General features: G+C 71.0%; 18 protein-coding genes. 11 read left to right on the forward strand and 7 right to left on the reverse strand.

Going from position 1 to position 21,569, the window contains the following annotated elements; genetic code table 11:
• Positions 1–19: 19 nt before the first annotated feature.
• The 3 genes from G3576_RS25805 to G3576_RS25815 all read right to left on the reverse strand — a co-directional run bounded on the left by G3576_RS25805 (position 20) and on the right by G3576_RS25815 (position 3,782).
• Positions 20–1,846: an HAD-IIIC family phosphatase gene (locus tag G3576_RS25805; protein WP_164697370.1), complete on the reverse strand. Its 1,827-nt coding sequence runs from the start codon at positions 1,844–1,846 to the stop codon at positions 20–22.
• A 114-nt stretch (positions 1,847–1,960) separates the two neighbouring features.
• Positions 1,961–2,473, reverse strand: a complete 513-nt coding sequence (locus tag G3576_RS25810) for a hypothetical protein (protein ID WP_164697371.1) — start codon at positions 2,471–2,473, stop codon at positions 1,961–1,963.
• 274 nt (positions 2,474–2,747) lie between these two features.
• The gene (locus G3576_RS25815) at positions 2,748–3,782 is read right to left on the reverse strand and encodes an LLM class flavin-dependent oxidoreductase (protein WP_164697372.1); all 1,035 of its coding nucleotides are present in this window, start codon (positions 3,780–3,782) and stop codon (positions 2,748–2,750) included.
• A 47-nt stretch (positions 3,783–3,829) separates the two neighbouring features.
• On the opposite strand from G3576_RS25815, the gene G3576_RS25820 reads away from it, so the two are divergent.
• Positions 3,830–4,300 (forward strand): nucleoside deaminase, encoded by a 471-nt coding sequence (locus G3576_RS25820; protein WP_164697373.1) that lies wholly within the window; start codon positions 3,830–3,832, stop codon positions 4,298–4,300.
• Here the strand turns inward: G3576_RS25820 and G3576_RS25825 are convergent.
• Together G3576_RS25825 and G3576_RS25830 are read right to left on the reverse strand one after the other, a co-directional pair.
• The gene (locus G3576_RS25825; protein WP_164697374.1) at positions 4,297–6,534 is read right to left on the reverse strand and encodes a hypothetical protein; all 2,238 of its coding nucleotides are present in this window, start codon (positions 6,532–6,534) and stop codon (positions 4,297–4,299) included. The two genes, G3576_RS25820 and G3576_RS25825, sit on opposite strands and share 4 nt — an antisense overlap.
• A 99-nt stretch (positions 6,535–6,633) precedes the next feature.
• Positions 6,634–7,923, reverse strand: a complete 1,290-nt coding sequence (locus G3576_RS25830; protein ID WP_164697375.1) for a DUF445 domain-containing protein — start codon at positions 7,921–7,923, stop codon at positions 6,634–6,636.
• A gap of 262 nt (positions 7,924–8,185) precedes the next feature.
• Between G3576_RS25830 and G3576_RS25835 the strand changes: the two genes are divergently transcribed.
• Both G3576_RS25835 and G3576_RS25840 read left to right on the forward strand, forming a co-directional pair.
• Positions 8,186–8,920, forward strand: a complete 735-nt coding sequence (locus tag G3576_RS25835) for a metal ABC transporter ATP-binding protein (protein ID WP_164697376.1) — start codon at positions 8,186–8,188, stop codon at positions 8,918–8,920.
• 43 nt (positions 8,921–8,963) lie between these two features.
• A complete protein-coding gene (locus G3576_RS25840; protein WP_164697423.1) occupies positions 8,964–9,788 on the forward strand; it encodes a metal ABC transporter permease in 825 nt (274 codons plus the stop codon).
• Between the two features lie 173 nt (positions 9,789–9,961).
• Here the strand turns inward: G3576_RS25840 and G3576_RS25845 are convergent, their stop codons facing one another.
• Positions 9,962–10,471: a TIGR00645 family protein gene (locus G3576_RS25845; protein ID WP_164697377.1), complete on the reverse strand. Its 510-nt coding sequence runs from the start codon at positions 10,469–10,471 to the stop codon at positions 9,962–9,964.
• Between the two features lie 83 nt (positions 10,472–10,554).
• Between G3576_RS25845 and G3576_RS25850 the strand changes: the two genes are divergently transcribed.
• The 7 genes from G3576_RS25850 (at position 10,555) to G3576_RS25880 (ending at position 18,439) form a co-directional block, all read left to right on the forward strand.
• On the forward strand, positions 10,555–10,905 hold the full coding sequence (locus G3576_RS25850; RefSeq protein ID WP_164697378.1) for a RidA family protein: 351 nt from the start codon (positions 10,555–10,557) through the stop codon (positions 10,903–10,905).
• The gene (locus G3576_RS25855; protein ID WP_164697379.1) at positions 10,902–11,915 is read left to right on the forward strand and encodes a potassium channel family protein; all 1,014 of its coding nucleotides are present in this window, start codon (positions 10,902–10,904) and stop codon (positions 11,913–11,915) included. Before G3576_RS25850 ends, G3576_RS25855 begins: the two co-directional genes overlap by 4 nt.
• Positions 11,916–12,019: 104 nt before the next feature.
• The gene (gene rfbB, locus G3576_RS25860) at positions 12,020–13,090 is read left to right on the forward strand and encodes a dTDP-glucose 4,6-dehydratase (RefSeq protein ID WP_164697380.1); all 1,071 of its coding nucleotides are present in this window, start codon (positions 12,020–12,022) and stop codon (positions 13,088–13,090) included.
• A gap of 45 nt (positions 13,091–13,135) precedes the next feature.
• Positions 13,136–14,122 (forward strand): NAD-dependent epimerase/dehydratase family protein, encoded by a 987-nt coding sequence (locus G3576_RS25865; RefSeq protein ID WP_164697381.1) that lies wholly within the window; start codon positions 13,136–13,138, stop codon positions 14,120–14,122.
• A gap of 17 nt (positions 14,123–14,139) precedes the next feature.
• The gene (locus G3576_RS25870; RefSeq protein ID WP_164697382.1) at positions 14,140–15,270 is read left to right on the forward strand and encodes a DegT/DnrJ/EryC1/StrS family aminotransferase; all 1,131 of its coding nucleotides are present in this window, start codon (positions 14,140–14,142) and stop codon (positions 15,268–15,270) included.
• A 36-nt stretch (positions 15,271–15,306) separates the two neighbouring features.
• Entirely contained in the window at positions 15,307–16,044 is a 738-nt protein-coding gene (locus tag G3576_RS25875) for an SDR family NAD(P)-dependent oxidoreductase (RefSeq protein ID WP_164697383.1), read from the forward strand.
• Positions 16,045–16,189: 145 nt separating this feature from the next.
• Positions 16,190–18,439: an ATP-binding protein gene (locus G3576_RS25880; protein ID WP_164697384.1), complete on the forward strand. Its 2,250-nt coding sequence runs from the start codon at positions 16,190–16,192 to the stop codon at positions 18,437–18,439.
• On the opposite strand, the gene G3576_RS25885 is transcribed toward G3576_RS25880, so the two are convergent.
• Positions 18,379–19,917, reverse strand: a complete 1,539-nt coding sequence (locus G3576_RS25885) for a M81 family metallopeptidase (RefSeq protein ID WP_164697385.1) — start codon at positions 19,915–19,917, stop codon at positions 18,379–18,381. The genes G3576_RS25880 and G3576_RS25885 overlap by 61 nt on opposite strands.
• 99 nt (positions 19,918–20,016) lie before the next feature.
• Between G3576_RS25885 and G3576_RS25890 the strand changes: the two genes are divergently transcribed.
• Positions 20,017–21,561 carry an ABC transporter substrate-binding protein gene (locus tag G3576_RS25890; RefSeq protein WP_164697386.1) on the forward strand — a complete coding sequence of 515 codons (1,545 nt, stop codon included), beginning with the start codon at positions 20,017–20,019 and terminating at the stop codon, positions 21,559–21,561.
• Positions 21,562–21,569: the final 8 nt, after the last annotated feature.

Here is a 21,569-nt window from a genome sequence, read left to right on the forward strand (position 1 = left end):
CGACCTGCCTCCCACCGCGTCACGCCGCCTCGCGCGCCGCCGGGGACTCCAGGGGCGAGGCTTTCGGCGTCAACGCCGCCGCCTTGGCGGCGATCAGCTGGGAGAGCCGGTAGTAGACCTCCCGCGCATAGTGCCGGGCCGGCTTCACCTCCTCATCCGACCTGATCGCATCCGCGAACTCGACGAGCCCGACATGCGGGATGCCCTGCATCTCGCGACGCATCCGGCTGGAGTAGTCCGCCACGCGCGGCAGCGGCTTGAAGGCCGTCGACTCCATGCTGAGCCGCCAGCAATCGAGGTCGAGCAGGAAGATGCAGCGCGACCCCGCCGGCATCGCCTCCACGATCCGGTGGTGCCGCCGCAGGATCTCCGCCGTGGGCGAGACCGGCACCCGCTCGTAGTTCAGCGCCACATGGCGGCCGACCTTCCGCAGATGCTCGCGCTCCTGCTCCTCGCCCGGCATCGCCGCGACGACGGCGTCAAGCTCCTCCGCGTCGACCTCGAAGAACCGCTTCGGATGCTTCCACCCCCGCGGATCCATGGAGAAGTGCCACCCCCCCGTCCGGTGGCGCAGCAGCCAGTTCATGTCCCCCGTCAGGTTGAAGACATAGAGGTCGTTGGGGCCCGGATTCGCGAAGACGTCCAGCATCTCATGCTCGACATCGAGCCCCAGCGTGGCGACTTCCTCGGCGAAGCCAGGCGCCGCCCGCGACGGACCGTCGAGCACCAGCTGGCTGAAGCCGGCCCGGGCGAACAGGCCGCTCGCCGCGTAGTTGCCGCGGGAGATCACCGTCGGCGCCGCGGCCCCCAGGTAGCCCGCGATGGAATGGATCTCGCAGCCGCCCCAGGCGATGAGCCGGCTGGCAATGGCGGGCATCTCCTCACGGCCCTCTCCGGGCGCATTCACCTGCCGTATCCAGTCGATCCGGCGATCGACGGACAGGTCGGTCAGCACCTCCCCGACGACGACGAGTTCCGGCCTGCCGAGGAAGTCGTAGACCCACCGCTCCACCTCCATGCCGAGCGTGCGGCAGGAGAAGCAGAAATGGGCGAGGTGCGTCGCCGCGGCGCCGGGCACCATCCGCTTCCTGCCATTGCGCACCATGAAGAACCCGACATGGCCGTAGTCGCCATACTTGTCCTCCACCCGCACCAGGCCCGCATGGCAATCGAAGCGGGACAGCTTCTGCAGGATATGCGCCCTGGCCAGGCCGGCATCCTCCGGCAGGCGGTTCTTGGTGAAGTTCAGCTGGTTGGTCCGGTTGATCAGCTCGACGACCCGGTCGATGTTCCCGGCGACGTCATAGTCGATGAAGACCCTGATCCCCGACTGGCGCAGGAACTCCTCGTTGCCACCGGTCGCCCGTGCCTCATCCGCCTTCCTGGTCTCCAGCAGCTTGTACTGCTTCAGGCGCGACAGCCCGGCATCATCCTTGCCCTTGAAGCGGGGGTCCGCGAGCAGCCCGGCGACGAAATGCTCATCCTCCACCTGCAGCCCCGGTACCAGCGCCGCGGCCTCGGCCCGGTTGTTAGGGTTGTCGTCGAGGAACAGCACCGTCGGCGCGCGCAGCTGCACATCCTCGATCAGCCGGGCGATGCGCAGGCCCTTCGGCTCCCAGGAAATGCTGGGGAAGATGAAGTAGTCCCAGATCCCGCGCTCGACGAGGATGGCCTTGACCGTCTCGAAGTCGTTCTTCGAGCAGATCGAGCACATGATCCCGCGCCGGTTCAGCTCGATGATCATGTCGTGGTGCTGCTGCACATACTCCCGGATGCCGCCTTCGGTGACGGTGCCGCGCCAGAAGGTCTCGTCCAGGTCCCAGACGACCAGCCGAACAGCTTCCATGGATGACCCAGAGGTGAGAGTGCCGCGCCATGTTGCGCCTGCCGGTCCTGTCCAGGCAAGCAGGCCCGGCCAGCGCCCCGGCCAGCGCCCCGGGTCAGGCGCCTCTGCCCCGCCTCAGGCCGGCGGCGCCGCGCTCTCTCCCTCGAAGGGGTTGGCCCAGGCCAGGATCACCGCATCCCCGAAATTGAAATGGTCGTTGATCTCGCGCTCCACGAAGCGGCCGGTGCGCTTCCCGTTCACGCCGGGGAAGGGCCAGTAGGGCTCCATGCACCAGACCTTGCTGCCCTCGCTCGGCCAGATGACGTTCATATGGGCGAAGCCCGTGAAATGCTTGAAGGCGATGCAGACCGGCGTCGGCCCGATCGGCAGCCGATCGAGCGTCGCGTTGGGCGTCTTGAACACCATCGTGCCCATCTTCAGCCGCTGGTCGTTCCGCCAGGCATTGACCATGTATTCCGGGATCATGGCGCCATCGCCATCCAGGCTGCGGCGATAGACCTCCATGATCTTCGCCTGCGTCCAGGAAGGCCGCCCGCCCTGCACGGCCTTCAGCCACCAGGCGAGGCAGGCGGCCCAGCAGGAATTCTCATGCGCCTGGCCGATGCTGGGGATCTTGCGATAGGACATGCTGCCGCTCCGCGCCGTCCCACCCAGGCTGGCGCCGCCGCCGGGCGGGGGTCAATGGCGCGGGCCAGCGCGTGAAACAGCACGCCACAGGGCGCGCAACAGGCGAAACGATCGGCTTGACATTTAGGAAAAATAGCCGCATGATTCCGGGTCAGCCACCACCCGATCCATGCCCGGAAGGCGCCGCCGCCGCCCGGAGCACCCCGCGAAAACGGTGCTAAAGGTGCATAAACGGCATAATCGGCCTAAAGGGCTTAGCGACTAAAAAGCCACATCAGGCGGCTTTCGCCACCGAAGCGGCATTGGCCTCCGCCAACAGCCGGTAGGAGGTGCGCCTTGCCTCCGCGTCGTGGCAGGGGGTCAGCACCGCCACCTCCTCCACCCCATGCGCGGCCGCGAGCGCCTGCAGCCGCGCCACCACCTGTTCCGGCGCGCCGACCAGGGCGCGGGCGCGCATGCGCTCGATGCGCGAGAGGTCGTCGGGCGTGTAGGGATAGGCCTCCGCCTCCTCCACGCTCGGCAGCGGCGGGAAGGCGCCCTTGTCCCGGAACAGCCGCCACAGCGCGCGGGACTTGAACAAACGGAAGGCCTCCGCCTCCGTCGCCGCCGTCAGCGCGAAGACCGCGACGGCGCCCTGCGGCGCGGCGAGGCGCCCGGGCTTGCCGGGATGCGGCCGGAAGCCTTCCCGGTACAGCGCCATCGCCTCCTCGGACCCGCGGCCATCGGTGATGAAATGCGCGAAGCAGTAGGGCAGGCCGAAATAGGCGGCGAGCTGCGCACCGAAATCGGAGGAACCCAGGATCCACACCGCCGGCCGCGTCGGGATGGCGGGATTGGCAGCGACCATCCGGAAGGGGTGGCTCTCCGGCAGCCCATCGCCGAGCCAGCCCATCAGGTCCTGCACCTGCTGCGGAAAGCGGTCCGCCGCCTGCGCCGCATCCGGGTTCAGCGCGAAGGCGGTGCGCCCGTCGCTGCCCGGCGCGCGGCCGACGCCAAGGTCGATCCGCCCCGGCGCGATCGCCTCCAGCACCCGGAACTGCTCCGCCACCTTCAGCGCGGAATAGTGCGGCAGCATGACCCCCGCGGTGCCGAGGCGGATGCGGCTGGTCGTGGCGGCAATGGCCGCGCAGAGGATCTCCGGCGCCGTGCCGGCATGGGACTGGCTGTTGTGGTGCTCCGCCATCCAGTAGCGGTGGTAGCCCCAATCCTCCGCCAGCTTCGCCAGCGCCAGCGTCTCCCGGATCGCCTCATCGGCGCCGCGGCCGGCGGCGATGGTGGATTGGTCGAGGATCGACAGTGTAAGCGTCATGCCATGGATGGTGGCGCTTCCGCGCCGCAACGCCAAGGGATGCGCTGATGACCGATGCCGACTTCATGCGCCAGGCGATCGAGGTCAGTCGCCGCGGCATGGCCTCCGGCGCCGGCGGGCCCTTCGGCGCGGTGGTGGTGATGGACGGGAAGGTGGTGGCGGAGGGCTGGAACCAGGTCACCTCCACCAACGACCCGACCGCGCATGCGGAGGTCGTCGCCATCCGCCGCGCCTGCGCCGCGCTGGGCCGCTTCGACCTGCGCGGCGCCACGGTCTACACGAGCTGCGAGCCCTGCCCGATGTGCCTCGCCGCCCTCTACTGGGCCCGCGTCGATGCCGTGGCCTATGCGAATGACCGCGTCCAGGCCGCGGCGATCGGCTTCGATGACGAGCTGCTCTACACCGAGATCCCGAAGCCCATCGAGGCCCGCATCCTGCCCATGCGCCGCCTGCTGGCGGCCGAGGCGCTCGAGGTCTTCGAGGCCTGGGCCGCCAAGCCCGACAAGGTCGCCTATTAGAGCACGAGGTCGAGCGCCAGCGGCCGCAGCACCTCCGCCGGGCTGATTGCATCCAGCACGCCCGCCAGCCCGCCGGCGGGCGCGAGCGGGCTGGCGAACTCCTCGATGCCCGGCGGCAGAAGGACGTCCAGCAGCGGCGACAAGGTCTCCGCGAGTGCCGCCGGCTGGCCGACACTGACATCGATGACGGGCGGCGTGGCGCCCGGCTCGGCGGGCTTGCCGATGCTGACATCGATCACCGGCGGCGTGGCGCCCGGCTCGGCGGGCTTGCCGATGCTGACATCGACGACGGGCGGCGTGTCGCCGGGCTCAGCAGGCTTGCCGATGCTGACATCGATGACGGGCGGCGTGGCGCCGGGCTCAGCGGGCTTGCCGATGCTGACATCGATGACGGGCGGCGTAGAGCCTGGCTCTACAGGCTTGCCGACGCTGACATCGATGACGGGCGGCGTGACGCCCGGCTCCGCAGGCTTGCCGATGGTGACATCGATGACGGGCGGCATGGCGCCCGGCTCGGCGGGCTTGCCGATGCTGACATCGATGGCGTGCGGCAAAGTCACGGGCTCGGCGGGCTTGCCGATGCTCACGTCGATGACGGGCGGCGTGGCGCCCGGCTCGGCCGGCTTGCCGACGCTGACATCGATGACGGGCGGCGTGACGCCGGGCTCGACGGGCTTGCCGATGCTGACGTCGACCACGGGCGGCGTGACGCCCGGTTCCGCCGGCTTGCCGACGCTGACATCGATGACGGGCGGCGTGATGCCCGGCTCCGCCGGCTTGCCGATGGTGACATCGATCACCGGCGGCGTAGAACCCGGATCGCTGGGCTTGCCGATGCTGACATCGATGACGGGCGGCGCGACGCCCGGCTCGGCCGGCTTGCCGATGCTGACATCGATGACGGGCGGCGTGACGCCCGGCTCGGCGGGCTTGCCGATGCTGGCATCGATGACGGGCGGCGTGGCGCCCGGCTCCGCCGGCTTGACGACGCCGACATCGATGACGGGCAGCGTGACGCCCGGCTCGGCCGGCTTGCCGATGCTGACGTCAATGACGGGCGGCGCGACGCCGGGCTCGGCAGGCTTGCCGACGCTGACATCGATCACCGGCGGTGTAGAGCCCGTCTCGACGGGCTGGCCGATGCTGACGTCGACGACGGGCGGCGTGGAGCCGCTCTCATCCGGATTGCCGATGACGGGCAAGGCGGCCTCGACCTCGGCGATGACGGCACCGATCACCGGCGCAGCCGCCTCAGGCGGCGATGAGGGCGAATCGGCCTGTGGTGCGGTCGCGTCGCTGAGCGGAAGGCTGTCACGCGGCGCCTCGACGGCGTCGCGGGAGGACCAGGACTCCTCCTGCCGGCGATCCCACGACGTCCAGCGCCAGCCGGGCGGCGCCGGAGCCGCGGCCTCGGCGACGGTGGTCGCCGGCGTGGACGGCGTCGGCGCAACCTCCCCCACGGGCGGCGTGACGGCGCGAGGCGCCTCGGCCGGTGCCGCCTCCGCGCGTGCCGCCGGCGCTGCCTGCGGGGCGGGCGCCGCGGCAGGCGCCTTGGCGGCCTCCGTCACCGGCGCCGTGCGGGGCGCGGCGGCCACGGTCATCGGCACCTCGTCCAGGATCGCGGGACGCATGGCTGCCCCGGCTTCCGCGGGCATCGACCAGCCGGCAGCCTCGGTCGCGCCCGCCTGGGGCGGCGCGGCGGCGGAGGGCGCGCCCGGCGGCATGGCCGGCGCCAGGCCTGCCTGCGGCGCTTCGGGCAGCGCGCCGCTGCCGCGCGGAATGGTGTAGGCGGGGGAGATGCTGGCGCCGAGGCCGGCCGCCGCGGCGGAGCCGATGCCCCAGGACAGGCCGAGCCCCGAGCCCAGCCCCGCGGCGCCACCGCCTTCCGGGGCCCAGGCCGATGCCACTGCGTCGGCGCCGGCCAGCGAATCCGGCGTGTCGGACGCGGCTTCCTCCCGCCGCGCGCGCTGCCCGATCTCGACCGCGCCCAGGCCGAGCAGCACCGCCGCATAGATGCCAAGCCCCGTCAGGCCGGGCCCCTGCGGTTCCTGCTGCCGCTTCTGGGCGCGCTGTGCCTGGCGCCAGCGGGCCAGGCTCTCCGCCTCCTCGCTGGCAGAGATGGCCGGGGTCTCGACGCGAAGCGGCGTCCGCCGCGGCCACCAGGGCTGCTTCTCGAGGAAAGGCTCGTCGCGGTCAGCAGGGGCAAGCAGGCGGATGCGGCGGATGAAGGCCATGGACGGGTTCTCCTCCCGCCCACCCAAGACCATCCCGGCCGATATCGGTATACGATTCAGCCGGTCGTTCCGGGTGCCTCGGCCACAGCTTCGTGAGGCCTATCCCGCGACCCGTCCGAACACCGCCGTCAGCAGCGCATAGAGCGCGCCGCCGACCAGGAAGCCGACCAGCGTGCCGTTGATGCGCACATATTGCAGGTCCTTGCCGACCCGCAGCTCGATCTTCTCCGTCACCGTCGCCGTGTCCCAGTTCCGCACCACGCCGGCGATGAAGTCGGAAAGCTGGGTCCGCGCCGCCGGCAGCAGGGCGATCAGCACGCGCTCCGCCCCCTTGTTCAGCCGGGCGCGGGCGCCCTCATCCTCCGCCAGCATGGTGCCGACATTGGCCAGCGCCCCGGCGAGCACCTGCACCGTGCGGCCTTCCGGGTTCGCGGCATCGGCCTCCATCGCCGCGCGCAGCCTCTCCCAGATATCGCCGAGCCAGGTCGCCACGGCGGGGTGCTTCAGCGCGTCACGCAACGCGCGGCCCAGTGCCGCGGCGCGTTCCGGGTCGTTCTCCAGCCGCGCGACCTCCGCCTTCACCCAGCCCTCGAAGGCGAGGCGCAGGTCGCTGTCGCCCGGCTCCACCTTGTCGAGCTCCGCATTGAGCGCGGAGAGGACGCGCCGCGCGATGGTCGCACCCGCCAGCCAGCCGACCAGCGCGCCGCCCTCCGCCCGCACGCGCGCGGCGATGGCGGCCTGCAACTGGTCCTCCTTCGCGGCCAGCAGGGTCTTGAGCTGGGAGATCGCCAGGTTGAACACCTCCTGGTGCCGGCCGCCCTCGATCAGCGCGGTCAGGGCGCGCGCCACCACCCGCGCCGCCCCGGGCCCGCCGGCGATGCGCGGCAGCAGGCGCGCCAGCAGGCGCCGCGCCCGGCCATCCTCCAGGCTTGCCAGGATCCGCGGCATGGTGCGGGCCAGCGCGGCGGCGGCGGGCTGGATCGCTTCAGGGTCGTTGAACCAGCCGCGCAGGATGCCCGCCAGGTCGAGCCGGCCGAGCACCCGCGCGACCTCGGCTTCCGTGAAGACGTGGTTCGCCACGAAGCGGCCGAGCCCGGCGCCGAGCCGTTCCTTCTGCCGGGGAATGATGGCGGTGTGCGGGATCGGCAGGCCGAGGGGATGGCGGAACAGCGCCGTCACCGCGAACCAGTCGGCGATGCCGCCGACCAACCCCGCCTTGGCGGAGGCCTGCAGCAGGTCGGTCCCATAGCCCGGCGGCAGCCAGTAGCTGCCGACCAGCAGCCCCCCCATGCCGGCCAGCAGCAGGGAGGCCGCGCGGCGATGCTTCGTCAGGGCACGCCGGAGCGCGAGGTCGGGATCTTCGGGGGCGGGGAGGGGAGGAAGCTGCATGGCACGCCGCAGTTAGGCCCCCTTCGGGCGTTTTCCCAGCCATGCGCCACGCGGGACTTTGCCCAAACGGGACTTTGACTCTCATCCCGGGGGCGCTACATCGGGGGTGACGTTATAAGGTAACCATGCGGCTCTCGATCCCCGACCCCCTGGCCTTCTCCTCCGGCGCCGGCGCCCGCCTGGCGCTGTCCGGCGTGGTGCTGGCCGGGCTCTGGGCGGCCGTGGCCTGGGCGATGGCGCTTTGATGGCGGATGGCGGGACCATGCGCGGGCCGGCGGTCGAGGTGGCCAACCTCACGGCGACGCATCAGCGCCATCCGGCGGTGCACCATGTCACGGCGCGGTTCGAGCCTGGCAGCCTGACGGCCATCGTCGGCCCCAATGGCGCCGGCAAGACCACCCTGCTGCGCAGCATCGCCGGCCTCCACCGCATCGATTCCGGGCGGGTCGCGATCAGCGGCGCCAGCCCGCGCCTGGCCCTGCTGCCGCAGCAATCCGGCATGGACCGCGCCTTTCCGATCCTATGCCTCGATGTCGTGATGCAGGGGATGTGGTCGAAGCTCGGCGCTTTCCGCTCTGCCAGCGCCGGGGACCGCGACCGCGCGCAAGCGGCGCTGGAGGCGGTGGGGCTTGGCGGCTTTGCCCGCCGCCCGGTCGGCGCCATGTCGGCCGGCCAATTCCAGCGCCTGCTCTTCGCGCGCCTGCTGGTGCAGGACGCCGACCTGATCCTGCTGGATGAGCCCTTCAACGCCGTCGATGCCCGCACGGCTTCCGACCTGCTCGGCGTCGTCCGCCGCTGGCACGGGGAAGGCCGCACCGTCATGGCCGTGCTGCACGACATGGATCTGGTGCGGGAGGAATTCCCGCATTGCCTGCTGCTGGCCCGCGAATGCGTGGCCAGCGGGCCGACGGCGGAAGTGCTCTCCGCCGCCAACCGCCTGAAGGCCCGCATGATGGCCGAGGCCTGGGACGAGACCGCCCCCGCCTGCGCCGCCTGACGCCGTGGACGCCCTCCTCGGCCCCTTCGTCGAATTCGGCTTCATGCGCCGGGCGCTGGTGGGCTGCCTGGCGCTTTCCGTCGCCGCGCCCCTGCTGGGCGTCTTCCTCATGCTCCGGCGCACCAGCCTGACGGCGGAGGTGCTGGCCCATGGCGTGACGCCAGGCATTGCCGCGGGCTTCCTGATCGCCGGCCTTTCCGTCCCTGCCATGTCGATCGGCGGGCTGGTGGCGGGGCTTGTGGTGGCGGTCGGCGCCGGCGCCCTGTCCCGCGCCACCGGGGGGCGGGAGGATGCGGCGCTGACGGCGCTCTACCTCATCGCCCTTGCGCTCGGCGTCACGCTGGTGTCGCTGCGGGGCGATACCGGGGACCTGACGCATCTGCTCTTCGGCCAGGTGCTGGGGGTGGACGATCCGGCGCTGCTGCTGATGGCGGGTGTCGCGACGCTGACCCTGCCGGTGCTGGCGCTGGGGTGGCGGCCGCTCGCCCTGGAATGCTTCGACCCCGGTTTCGCCCAGGCCGAGGGCGCGCAAGGTGGCGCCTGGCACATGGCTTTCCTGGGGCTCGTGGTGCTGAACGTGCTGGCCGCCTTCCAGGCGATGGGCACGCTGATGGCGGTGGGGCTGATGATGCTGCCCGCCGTGGCGGCGCGGCACTGGTCGCGGGAATTGTCGGGCCTGGCCTATGCCGCGGTCGGGCTGGCGACCGCTTCCAGCATCGCCGGGCTGCTGGCCAGCTACCACCTGGACCTGCCTTCCGGCCCCGCCATCGTGCTGTCGGCGGGTCTGCTCTGGATCGTCTCCGTGGTCGCGGGGCCGGTGGATGGGCTGCTGGCCCGCTGGCTGCGCCGGCCTCACCTGGCCGGCTGAGTGACCGTTTGAGAACACTGGCGGGTCGGTTTCGCTGGGCTTTTCCGCCCTTGGTTCGTCGCCGGACTTGCCGATGCGACCAGCATCGGCCGCGTCCGGCTCCTGCCAAGGACGAAAAACCCCTCGCGAACCCTCAGCCACCAGCATTCTCAAACGGTCACTGAGGCGCCGCGCTACCCCTTGGCGGCCTTTTTCGCCGCCGCCGTCACCCGGTCCACCACGCCCAGCACCAGCACGCCCGCCAGGAACATGGCGTGGATGGCCAGCCCCCAGGTCACGGCGCGGTCGTCGTAGTTGCCGATCTCCATGAAGATCTGCAGCAGGTGGATGGAGGAGATCGCGACCAGCGCCGTCGCCAGCTTCAGCTTCAGGTTCCCCTGGTCCACCGCCGCCAGCCAGCCCGCTTCCTGATCCCCATCCTTGGGCGTGAGGCGGGAGACGAGGTTGTCGTAGGAGGAGATGGCCACCATCACGACCAGCGAGGCGACCAGCGCCGAATCGACGAGGTGCAGCAGGTCGAGCAGCGTCTGGTTGTCCGCCACATCGCCGACGCTGGTGGCGAACTTCCACAGCTTCTTCAGGAAGCCCAGCGCGTAGATCGCCAGCGCCACCAGGATGCCGCCGAAAAACACCACCAGCAGGTAGCGGCTGGCGATCATGGCCTTGTCGATCAGTGTCTGCATGTCAGGCTCCGGGTCGCGCGCCATGTGGCGTCCGGCCCGGGTCTTTGAAAGATTGGCGCCGCGAATCATTGCAGGAGACAGCCATGACCATCCGCCGGATCGCCGAGGAGCAGCGCCTGTCGGGCGCGGTGCTGGGGGGCGGCCTCCTCTGGCTGGCCGGCCAGGTGGCCGATGACCCGACGCTGGATGCCGAAGGCCAGACGGCCGACATCCTGGCCCAGATCGACGCCCTGCTGGCCGAAGCCGGCACCGACAAGCGCGCGCTGGTCTCCGTCACCATCGTGCTGGCCGATATCCGGGACGCGCCGGCGATGAACCGCGCCTGGGATGCCTGGCTCGACCCCACCGCCAAGCCGGCCCGCATGACGATCGAGGCCGCGCTGGTCGATCCCCGCTGGAAGGTCGAGATCACGGGCGTGGCCCTCGCCCCGTGAACCCGCTGCCGCCACGCCGCCTGCTGCGCGCCTGGGCGCGGTCCGTCGGCTTCACCGTCGCGCTGTCCCTGCTGGTGGCGCTCGGCGTGGGGGATGAGGGGCTGGTGCTCTCGGCCGTGGTGCTGGGCGTGGCGGCCTTCGGGCTCGGGCTGCTCTACCGCCTCTTCCCGCGTGGGCTGCACTTCGCCTTCGGCACGGCGACGGGGCTTGCGCTCTACGCCACGCTCTTCGTCGTGCTGGGGCGGGCGCAGTTCCCGCATGCCGCGGACTGGTCCCGGCCGGTCGCCTTCCTGCTGCCGGTCCTGGCCTTCCTCGGCACCGTCTTCTGGCGGCGGCGCGAACTGGCGGAGGTCGCGGAGAAGCAGGAGGCCGAGAGCCTGGACCTGCTGCCCTATGCCGCGCGCTGGCTGGCCGGGGTCTCGGCCATCGGCGTGGTCTGCTTCGCCCTGCCGGTGAACCGGCTGGAGGCCGGCGCGCAGGCCCTGGCGCTGATCGGCGCCATGGCGGCCATCGGCGGCGTCGTCGCCTTCTCCGTCAAGGACGTGGTCCGCCTGCTGGTCGATGTGGCGCTGATCATGGAGGAACTGGGCAGCCGCGCCCGCCACCTCGCGGTGCCCATCGTCGCCTTCCTGCTGATGTATGCGCTGCTGGTCATCGGCTTCGGCGCCACCTACCGCCTGGCGGATGGCATGAGCCACCACGCGCTGTTCATGGGGCCGGATGGCCCGATCCGGCTCAGCTATTCGGATGCGCTGCACTTCTCCATCGCGACGCTGTCCACCGTCGGCTACGGCGACATCCGCCCCTCCGACGACGGGGCGCGCGTGCTGGCGAGCCTGGAGGTACTGGCGGGCCAGTTGCTGCTGCTGTTCGGCTTCGCCGAGATCATGCGCAGCCGGCGCCTGCGGAGCGAGGCTTCCACCGGCCGGGTCAGGCCCGCGCATGCCCACCAGGACCCGCATGTGGACCCGGACCGGGCCTCCGGGCATTCTCCGCCGCCGCCCGGCTGAAGCCCCCGAGCGTGTGGCCGATCGCGCCACCGCAGTGCCGACACGGGCGGGCCGTGGGGCTGCCTTAATTCAGGGTCATTCCTGATGCCGACCGAGGAGTGGACATGCGTATCCTGCTGACGGGTGGCCTGGGGTTCATCGGCTCCGCCGTGGTCCGCCGCCTGATCGCCACCACCGACCATGTGGTGGTCAATGTGGACAAGGAGACCTATGCGGCGAGCCACGAGGCGCTGGACCAGGCGCGCGGACACGCAAGGCATGTCCATCTGAAGGCCGATATCTGCGACCCCGCCGCCATGGCCGCCGCCTTCGCGGAATGGCAGCCGGAGGTGGTGATGCACCTGGCGGCCGAGAGCCATGTGGACCGCTCCATCGACGGCCCGGCCGAGTTCATCCGCACCAATGTCGTCGGCACCCAGGTGCTGCTGGAAGCCGCGCGGGCCTATTGGGCCGGCCTCGACGCCCCCCGCAAGGCGGCCTTCCGCTTCCACCACATCTCGACCGACGAGGTCTTCGGGTCGCTGGAATCGAAGGACGACAAGCCTTTCGACGAGCACACGCCCTATGACCCGCGCAGCCCCTATAGCGCTTCGAAGGCGGCCTCCGACCATCTGGTGAGGGCCTGGCACCACACCTATGGCTTCCCCGCCTTCGTCTCCAACACCACGAACAACTACGGCCCCTGGCAATTTCCGGAGAAGCTGATCCCGCTGGTCAGCCTCAATGCGCTGGAGGGCAAGCCGCTGCCCGTCTATGGCGACGGTGCCAATATCCGCGACTGGATCCATGTCGAGGACCATGCGGAGGCGCTGGTGCTGGCCGCGCTGCAGGCCGGCAAGCCCGGCGGCACCTACTGCATCGGGCCGCGGCAGGAACGCAGCAACCTCCAGGTCGTGAAGGCCATCTGCGCCGTGCTCGATCGGCTGCGGCCCGACCCCGCCGGGCCGCGGGAGCGGCTGATCACCTTCGTGAAGGACCGCCCGGGCCACGACTTCCGCTATGCCATGGACCCGACCAGTGCCGAGACGGCGCTGGGTTGGCGTGCGAAACATGATTTCGAGAGCGGGCTGGAACACACCTTGCGCTGGTACCTCGACCATGAGGATTGGTGGGGGCCGATCCGGGCGCGGCGCTATGCCGGGCAGCGGCTTGGCGGTGTCAACACGGCGGCTTGATCGTCGCCTGCGGAACGACGGCGGAGGGGAACGACTTCGGTGGCCATGGACAATTGGCGCGGCAAGCGGGTTCTGGTGACGGGTGGGGCGGGGTTCCTGGGCAGTGGCCTCTGCCATGCACTGGCGGCGCAGGGCGCAAGGGTGGTGGCGCTGGACGCCATGGTGCCGGATGGCGGCGCCAATGCCCTGAACCTCGAGGGCAGCAACGTCATGCTGGTGCGCGGCGACATCCGCGATGCGGAGCTGCACAGCCTCTGCCAGGGCATCGACGTGCTGTTCAACATGGCCGCCCAGACCAGCCATATGGGCGGGCAGAAGGACCCCGTCTCCGACATCGCCATCAATGCCGTGGCGCAGGTGCGCCTGATCGGCATCATGCGCGAAGTCGCCCCCAAGGCGATCGTCGTCCACGCCTCCACGCGCCAGTTCTACGGCCGGCCGCAATACATCCCGGTGGATGAGAAGCACACGGTCAACCCGCCGGATTCCAACGGCGTCTCCAAATGGGCTGGGGAGCAGTACTGGCTGCTGGAGAACCGGGTGCATGGGCGCCCGGTGGTCTCGCTCCGCCTGACCAACTGCTACGGCCCGCGGCTGCGCATCAAGGATGCGCGGCAGACCTTCCTCGGCATCTGGATCCGCCGGGTGCTGGAAGGGGAGGCCTTCGAGGTCTGGGGGGGCGAGCAGCTGCGCGACCTCACCTACCTCGACGACGTCACCGATGCCTTCCTGCGCGCCGCGCAGCATGCGACGGAGCCGCAGGTGAATGGCCATGTCTTCAACATCGGCGGCCCGCCACCCCTCTCGCTGAAGGATCTGGCGGATCGCCTGGTCGCGGCGAATGGCGGCAAGGGCAGCTACGTGATGAAGGAATTCCCGGCCGACCGCGCGCAGATCGACATCGGCAGCTACGCCGCCGATGACCGCGCCTTCCGCGCCGCCACCGGCTGGTGGCCGCGGGTGGATGTGGATGAGGGCCTGCGCCGCTCGCTCGACTGGTACCGCCCACGCCTTGACGAATACGTCGCCTGAGGGAGGCAGACAGCACCATGAACGCCACCACCATCACCGTCCCGCAGGCCGATCCCGGCGCCGGCTATCGCGCCCACAAGGAGGAGATCGACGCCGCCGCGCTGCGCGCGCTCGGCTCCGGCTGGTACATCCTCGGCAAGGAAGGCGAGGCCTTCGAGCGTGAATACGCCGCCTGGCAGGGCCAGAAGCGCGCGGTCGGCTGTGCCAATGGCACGGATGCGCTGGCGCTGACCTTGCGCGGCATGGGCATCGGCCCGGGCTGCACCGTCGTCACCGTCTCCCACACCGCGGTCGCGACTGTGGCAGCGATCGAGATGACGGGAGCGACGCCGCTCCTGGTCGATATCGACCCTGACACCTTCACCATGGACCCGGATGAGCTGGTCGCGGTGCTGGACGACCCGCCGCCAGGCCTGCCGCCGATCCGCGCCATCATCCCGGTGCATCTCTACGGTCAGGCCTGCGACCTCGACCCCATGCTGGCCGCCTGCAAGGCGCATGGTGTGCAGGTGATCGAGGATTGCAGCCAGGCCCATGGCGCGACCCTGACCGGCCGCAAGGTCGGAACGATGGGCGATGCCGCCTGCTTCTCCCTCTACCCCACCAAGAACCTCGGCGCGCTCGGCGATGGCGGCGTGCTGACCACGGATGACGAGGCGCTGGCCGACCGCATCGGCGCCATCCGGCAGTACGGGTGGAAGGAGCGCTACATCAGCGACGGTGTGGGCGTGAACAGCCGGCTGGACGAGATCCAGGCCGCCATCCTGCGCGTGAAGCTCAACTACCTCGATGCCGGCAATGCCCGCCGCCAGGCGATTGCGGCGGCCTATGACGAGGCGCTGGCCGGCACGCGCTACGCCGCGCCGGCGCGGCGTGAGGGATCGGGCCACGTCTTCCACCAGTATGTGCTCCGCGTGCCGGAACGCGCGGCGCTGATGGCGCGGCTGCGGGCGGAAGGGGTGGCGACCGCCATCCACTACCCGTCCCCCGTCCATCTCCAGCCCGCCTATCGCGGCCGCACGCCCTTGGGCCCGGCCGGCTGCGCGGAAACGGCACGGGCGGCGGCGGAGGTGATGAGCCTGCCCATGTTCCCGGAACTCACCGATGCCCAGGTCGGGCATGTTTGCACGGTGCTCCGGGGGCTGTAGCAATCGGGATCACCGAACCACCGGGGATCCCAGGAAATGACGACGAAGACCGCCCTCATCACCGGCGCGGGCCGCAACATCGGCCGCGCCATCGCCCTCGGCCTCGCGGAGGATGGGTTCAACATCGTCGTCAACGGCTCCTCCGACCGCGCGGCTGCCGAGGGCGTGGCGGCGGAGGTCCGAACGAAGGGCGTCCAGGCGCTGGTCGCCATGGGCGATGTCGGCAAGCCCGAGGATTGCCAGCGGATCGCCGCGGAGGCGATTGCCGCCTTCGGCGCGGTGGACGTGCTGGTGAACAACGCCGCGCTCCGCCCCCAGCACAAGTTCCTGGAACTCACCCCGGAGGCGTTCCGCCGGGTGATGGCGGTGGACCTGGAAGGCGCCATCTGGCTGTCCCAGGCCTGCATCCCGGGGATGCTGGAACGCGGCTGGGGCCGCATCGTGAACTTCACCGGCATGAACGCCATCCACGGCTATGCCGGCCGCGCGCCCGTCTCCGTCGCCAAGCACGGCCTCTGGGGCCTGACCAAGTCGCTCGGCAAGGAATTCGGGCCGAAGGGCATCACCGTGAATGCCATCTCCCCCGGCCCGATCGAGGCCGATGACGATCAGCCCGGCGTGCAGACCCACCGCCATGGCTATGTCGCCAAGGTCCCGGTCGGGCGCATGGGCAAGCCTGCGGAAGTCGCGGCGGTGGTGCGGATGCTCGCCAGCCCAGGCGGCGCCTATGTGAACGGCCAGATGCTGGCGGTGAATGGTGGGGCCGAAACCTGATCACCGCGCTCGCCTCGCGACGTTGCGTCAAGATTTTGGACACAGCCTCACGCCAAAATGAAGCTAGGATGCGGTCGCTAAGGGCCTGCGGGCAGGTTGACGGCCGCTCTGCCCCTGGCACTGCCGGCCTGGGCGGTTGGGGGGCATGGACGCGACGCAGGATGAGCCGGGGCGCCTGAGAAAGCCGGAAGCGCGCCGCTTCCGGTTTTTCCGTCTTGTCGCGTCCCGGCCCTGGCGGCTCCGAACGCTGGGCATCCTGGCCGGCGTCATGCTGGCGATCGGCTTCCTCTCGCTGTTTGTCGTGCTCGGGGAGCGGGAGCGCCGGTCCGCCATGGAGGAAGCGCGGCGGGACGTGACCGGCGTGCTGGCCAGCGTGGTCGACCAGCTCACCCGGGCGCTGGAAACCACGGATATCCTGCTGATCGAGATGGTCCGCGGGATCGAACAGCGCGGGCAGCCCTGGGAGATCGACCGCGTCGGCATGCGCCTCGCGCAGCTGCCGCATCTGCGCGCGGCCGTCGTGGTGGATGCGCGAGGGCGCATCGTCTTCTCGACGGAGGAGGCCCTGCTCGACACCTCGCTGGCGGATCGAGGCTGGCTGGAGGCGCCGCCCGGCGGGGCGTCCCAGCTCGTCATCGGCAGTCCGGAGGCCGGTCGCTTCTTCGGCCGGCGCGGGGTCACCATCGAACAGGCCAGGCGGTGGAGCATTCCGCTGCTGCGACCCATCCTCGACCCGAACGGGCTGCCGGGCGGTTTCGTCATCGCCCTCATGAACCCGGAATACCTGACCGCCATCGGCCAGCGCGCGTCGGAGGCCTTCAAGGTCGATGTCCGCTTCCACCGCCTGGATTCCGTGCTGCTGGCGCGGTCCGATGGGGCGGTGCAGGGCATCGGCATCGCCAATCCCGCCGCCTGGCTGTTCCGGGACTTCCTGCCACGCCTCGATGCCGGGCTGCAGGAGGAGGAGGACAGCAGCGGCAGCCCCGCCACCGCCGCCTTCGGGGTCACCGCCACGGGCATGATGGTGGTGGAGGTGTCGCGGACGCGGGAGCAGATCCTGCGCCCGGTCCTGCGCCATCGCTGGGAACTCGGCCTCGGCATCGGGATCCTGGCCTTCGCGACCCTGGCCTGCCTGGTGATCGTCATCCGCTTCACCCGGCTGGCCCAGGCGCAGCAGGATGCCGCGCGGGCGGCGGAGGAGCGGCACCAGATGGCGGCGCGGGAGACGGCGCTGCTGCGATCCAGCCGGGCGGAGACGGCGCGGCTGCTGGATGGCGTGCCGACCCTGATGTTCCAGGTGGAGCTGTGGCCCGGCGCGCCACCCCGCTACCGCCGCATCGGCGGCAATGTGGAGGCGGTGACGGGCTGGCCGGCCGAGGTGATCGAGGCGCCCGGCGGCTGGGCCGCGCTGCGCGCACCGGACCCCGATGGCTTCGAGGAATTCATGGATGGCGTCGCCCGCAGCGGTCGCGCGGAACGCGAGTTCCGCCTGCGCCAGCCCGATGGCAGCGGCCGGTGGCTGCGCACCGTCGCGGCGGTGACCGAACGCCGCGCCGATGGCGGCGTGGAGATCGTGGGCTACACCGCGGATGTCAGCGCGGAGCGCGAACGCGCGGGCCAGCTGGCCGCGGCCGGGCGCCTCGCCTCGCTGGGGGAGATGGCGACGGGCCTGGCGCATGAACTCCGCCAGCCCCTGACGATCATGTCGCTGGCTGCGCAGAACCTGCAGAAGGCGCTGGATTCGGGCCGGCTGTCGGCGGCGCGGCAGCGGATCGAGCGCATCGTCGAGCAGTCGGCCCGCGCCGGCAACATCATCGAGCATCTCCGCCGCTTCGCCCGCGGATCGGACGAGGCCGCGCCGCCGGAGCCGCTGGCGCTGGAGGCGGCGGTGGAAGGGGCGATGACGCTGGTCGGCGGGTCGCTGCGCGATGCGGAGGTCGGCGTGACGCTGGAACTCGGCGCCGTGCCGCCGATGGTGATGGGCCACATGGTGGCGCTGGAGCAGGTGCTGGTGAACCTGCTGATGAATGCCTGCCACGCGATGGAGACCCTGCCGCCGGGCCAGCCGCGGCGGATCACCATCGCGCTGGGCGAGGCGCCGCCGCAGGGGCGCGTCGAACTGGTGCTGCGCGATACCGGCGGGGGCATCGCGCCCAAGGTCCTGGCCCGCATCTTCGAACCCTTCGTCACCACCAAGGGCGTGGACAAGGGCACCGGGCTCGGCCTGTCCATCTGCCACGGCCTGGTGAAGGCCATGGGCGGCACCATCGCCGCGCGGAACGAGGGGGAGGGCGCGGTCTTCACCATCACCCTGACCCGGGCGGCGGAGACGGTTCAGCCGCCGCGGGAGGAGGCGCGGCCCGCCTTCCAGGCCATCGCGGGATCCAGGGGGTAGATCGGCCGCGGCACCTCCCGCCACGGCACGCGCGTCAGCACCACCGTGGTCAGGCCGGGCACATCGACCTCGACGATGCGGTCCGGCGTCCAGATGTCGTCGAAGCCCGCGCGGAAATGCCCGCGCGACTTCACCACCAGCGACCGCACGGCGCGGAGATCGACGCCGAGCGATTCCACCATGCGCGGTTCCGCCAGCTGCCGGCGGTTGGTGACGACGGCGACGCGGACGCCGCCAATGCGCAGCAGCGCCGTCCGGCCGGTGGAGACGCTGCGGCCCCGGTAGATGCCGCGGCGGCCGACGACCTCGCCTTCCGTCAGCGCCTCCACCACCGCCTCGGCCTCGAAGGGCTTCGAGAAGATGTTGGTCTCGTCCCGGTTGAAGCGGGCGGTGAAGCGGGCACCCACGCCCAGCGCATGCGCTTCCGCCGCCAGCGCCGGGTCGTTGTGGATGCCGAAGACCGCGCCCTCCACGCCGGCGTGCACGAAGGATTCCAGGATGAAGGCGGTGTTGCCGCGCCCGCCGCCGCCGGGATTGTCGGCGACATCGGCGAAGAGGAGGGAGGGCGCGGCGGGATCGCGCCCGGCGGCCAGCGCCATCGCGGTCGCGTCCTCCAGGCTGGTCAGGTTGGTGATCCAGCGCTCCCGCGTGGACCAGATCCAGTCGCCGATCTCCTCCGCCACCTGCCGCGCGCGATCGCCATCGGTGCGCGTGGTGACGATGACCGAAAGCCCGTTCTTCGGCGTGTCGCCGAGCGAGAAGCCCGACGAGATGGAGACGTTCAGCACCTCATGGTCGAGGTAGCGCTGGCCATGGGCGATGGCATCCGCATAGGGCCCCGCGGCGGTGTTCTGGCTGGTGGCGGGCGGGATGAAGGGCAGCTTCACGAAGGCGCTGCGCGGCCGCATGCCGCCCAGCATGGCGCGCATCACGGCCGCGCATTCGGCGCCGCGCTCCGCCTGGTCCACATGCGGGTTGGTGACATAGGCGGCCAGCATGTCGGCGGCCTCCACCATCGACCAGGCGACATTGGCGTGCAGGTCGAGCGTGCCGAGGATGGGCACATCGGGCCCGACGATGGCGCGGACGCGCCTCAGCAGCGTGCCATCGGGGTCGCGGTCCACCGTCGCCGTCGCGGCGCCATGCAGCGCGAGGAAGACGCCATCGAGCGGCATGGCCGCCCGCAGCGCCGCCTCCATCCGCGCCACGACGTCGTCGAAGACCTCCTGGTCCATGGGGCCGGAAGCGCCGGCCGTCGCGGCGATGGTGAAGACCGGCTGCCAGGGCCGGCCCGCATCCATGGCGCGCATGAAGCCGGAAAGCCCCGCCGGCGCGCGCGGCGCGGGCTTCGCCAAATCCGCCGCCAGCGCCTCGCCTTCCAGCCAGCAGGCGGCTTCGAACTCCGCCCGCGTCGCGACCGGCGCGTGCCCGTTGCTCTCCAGCATGAAGCCGCCGAGGGCGATGCGTGGTCCGGCCATGATGCGTTCCCCTGAAGCGCGCGAAGCCTATGGCCGGGGCGCTGGCGCGTCCATGCGGGGCCGGGCAGGATGCAGGCGGGGCGACGGGAGGCCCGATCCATGAAGAAGACGATGATCGCCGCCGCGATGCTGGCGCTGGGCGCGGGCGCCGCGGCCGCGCAGAACCTGACCATCGCGACCAGCCTGTCGCTCAACACGATGGACCCGCATTTCTTCAACGGTTTCCCCGCGGGCTCCGCGCACCCCCAGATCTGGGACGGGCTGACGGAGATCGACGAGAAGCTGCAGGTCAGGCCGGCGCTCGCCACCGCCTGGCGGCTGATCGACGCCAATACCTGGGAATTCGACCTCCGCCCCGGCGTGCGCTTCCATGACGGCACGCCCTTCACCGCCGCCGACATCACCGCGACCTTCGCCCGCGTGCCCAACGTGCCGAACAGCCCGGCGCTGTTCACCAGCTTCATCCGGGCGGTGAAGGAGGTGGTGGTGGTGAACGACACCACCATCCGCATCACGACCTCGACGCCCACGGCCACGCTGCCGGGCGACCTGGCGCGGGTGCTGCTGCTCTCCGCGCGGGACGCCGGCCAGACGACGAGCGACTTCAATGCGGGGCGCGTCAACGGCACCGGCCCCTACCGCTTCGCCGGCTATGTGAACAGCGAGAGCCTGTCCCTGACCCGCAGCGACACGCATTGGGGCCCGCGCGCCGCCTGGGGCAACGTCACCATCCGCACCATCGCGCGCGATCCCTCCCGCGTCGCGGCGCTGCTGGCGGGCGACGTGGATGCGATCGACCAGGTGCCTACGGGCGACAAGGCGCGCATCGCCGCCGATCCGCGCTTCCGCCTGTTCAGCGGCCCGGCGGCCGTCGTGCACTACATCGCGCTCGACAGCGCGCGGCCCGAAAGCCCCTTCGTGCAGGGGCGGGACGGAACGCCGGTCCGCAATCCGCTGATGGATGTGCGCGTGCGCCAGGCGCTGTCGATGGCCATCGACCGCAACGCCATCGTGACGCGGTTGATGGAGGGCAGCGCCACCGCCGCCAGCCAGTTCCTGCCCAGCACCATCGACGGCACCAGCCCCAACCTCCGCCCCACCCCCTTCGACCCCGCCCGCGCCCGCGCGCTGCTGACGGAGGCCGGCTTCCCCCAGGGTTTCCGCCTGACCCTGCACGCGACGACGGACCGCTACCCGAAGGATGAGCAGATCGCCCAGGCGATCGCGCAGATGTGGAACCGCGCCGGCATCCAGGCCAGCGTCAACGGCGTCGCCGGCCAGGTCTTCTTCACGGAGGCGACGCGGCAGGCCTATTCCGCCTTCATCGCGCAATACGGCACCAACGAGGCCGGCGAGGGCCCGCGCGCCGTGGTTCACAGCTTCGAAGCCGGGCGCGGCTACGGCAATGCCAACCGCACGCGCTATTCGAACCCACAGGTCGATGCGCTGATCCAGGAGGCGATGGCGGAGATCGACCCGGATCGCCGCCGCACGAAGCTGCACGCGGCGATCGATGCGGCCTTCACCGATGTGGCGCTGATCCCGATCTTCCATCCCTCCTGGGATTTCGCCGCGAAGCGCGGCATCACCATCACCAGCCGGCCGGAGCGCCGCTTCAACGCGCTGATGATGCGGCCGGACTAGGCTTGGGC

The sequence above is a fragment of the Falsiroseomonas algicola genome (assembly GCF_011040385.1).
Lineage (GTDB): Bacteria > Pseudomonadota > Alphaproteobacteria > Acetobacterales > Acetobacteraceae > Falsiroseomonas > Falsiroseomonas algicola.

What these genes read in the sequence shown, in the direction of transcription:
- G3576_RS25890 (WP_164697386.1), top strand. Translation starts at nt 20,017, where the DNA reads ATGAAGAAGACGATGATCGCCGCCGCGATGCTGGCGCTGGGCGCGGGC.
- G3576_RS25875 (WP_164697383.1), top strand. Translation starts at nt 15,307, where the DNA reads ATGACGACGAAGACCGCCCTCATCACCGGCGCGGGCCGCAACATCGGC.
- G3576_RS25850 (WP_164697378.1), top strand. Translation starts at nt 10,555, where the DNA reads ATGACCATCCGCCGGATCGCCGAGGAGCAGCGCCTGTCGGGCGCGGTG.
- G3576_RS25820 (WP_164697373.1), top strand. Translation starts at nt 3,830, where the DNA reads ATGACCGATGCCGACTTCATGCGCCAGGCGATCGAGGTCAGTCGCCGC.
- G3576_RS25805 (WP_164697370.1), bottom strand. Translation starts at nt 1,846, where the DNA reads ATGGAAGCTGTTCGGCTGGTCGTCTGGGACCTGGACGAGACCTTCTGG.
- G3576_RS25840 (WP_164697423.1), top strand. Translation starts at nt 8,964, where the DNA reads ATGCGCCGGGCGCTGGTGGGCTGCCTGGCGCTTTCCGTCGCCGCGCCC.
- G3576_RS25880 (WP_164697384.1), top strand. Translation starts at nt 16,190, where the DNA reads ATGGACGCGACGCAGGATGAGCCGGGGCGCCTGAGAAAGCCGGAAGCG.
- G3576_RS25825 (WP_164697374.1), bottom strand. Translation starts at nt 6,534, where the DNA reads ATGGCCTTCATCCGCCGCATCCGCCTGCTTGCCCCTGCTGACCGCGAC.
- G3576_RS25815 (WP_164697372.1), bottom strand. Translation starts at nt 3,782, where the DNA reads ATGACGCTTACACTGTCGATCCTCGACCAATCCACCATCGCCGCCGGC.
- G3576_RS25835 (WP_164697376.1), top strand. Translation starts at nt 8,186, where the DNA reads ATGCGCGGGCCGGCGGTCGAGGTGGCCAACCTCACGGCGACGCATCAG.
- G3576_RS25865 (WP_164697381.1), top strand. Translation starts at nt 13,136, where the DNA reads ATGGACAATTGGCGCGGCAAGCGGGTTCTGGTGACGGGTGGGGCGGGG.
- G3576_RS25885 (WP_164697385.1), bottom strand. Translation starts at nt 19,917, where the DNA reads ATGGCCGGACCACGCATCGCCCTCGGCGGCTTCATGCTGGAGAGCAAC.
- rfbB (WP_164697380.1), top strand. Translation starts at nt 12,020, where the DNA reads ATGCGTATCCTGCTGACGGGTGGCCTGGGGTTCATCGGCTCCGCCGTG.
- G3576_RS25830 (WP_164697375.1), bottom strand. Translation starts at nt 7,923, where the DNA reads ATGCAGCTTCCTCCCCTCCCCGCCCCCGAAGATCCCGACCTCGCGCTC.
- G3576_RS25870 (WP_164697382.1), top strand. Translation starts at nt 14,140, where the DNA reads ATGAACGCCACCACCATCACCGTCCCGCAGGCCGATCCCGGCGCCGGC.
- G3576_RS25810 (WP_164697371.1), bottom strand. Translation starts at nt 2,473, where the DNA reads ATGTCCTATCGCAAGATCCCCAGCATCGGCCAGGCGCATGAGAATTCC.
- G3576_RS25845 (WP_164697377.1), bottom strand. Translation starts at nt 10,471, where the DNA reads ATGCAGACACTGATCGACAAGGCCATGATCGCCAGCCGCTACCTGCTG.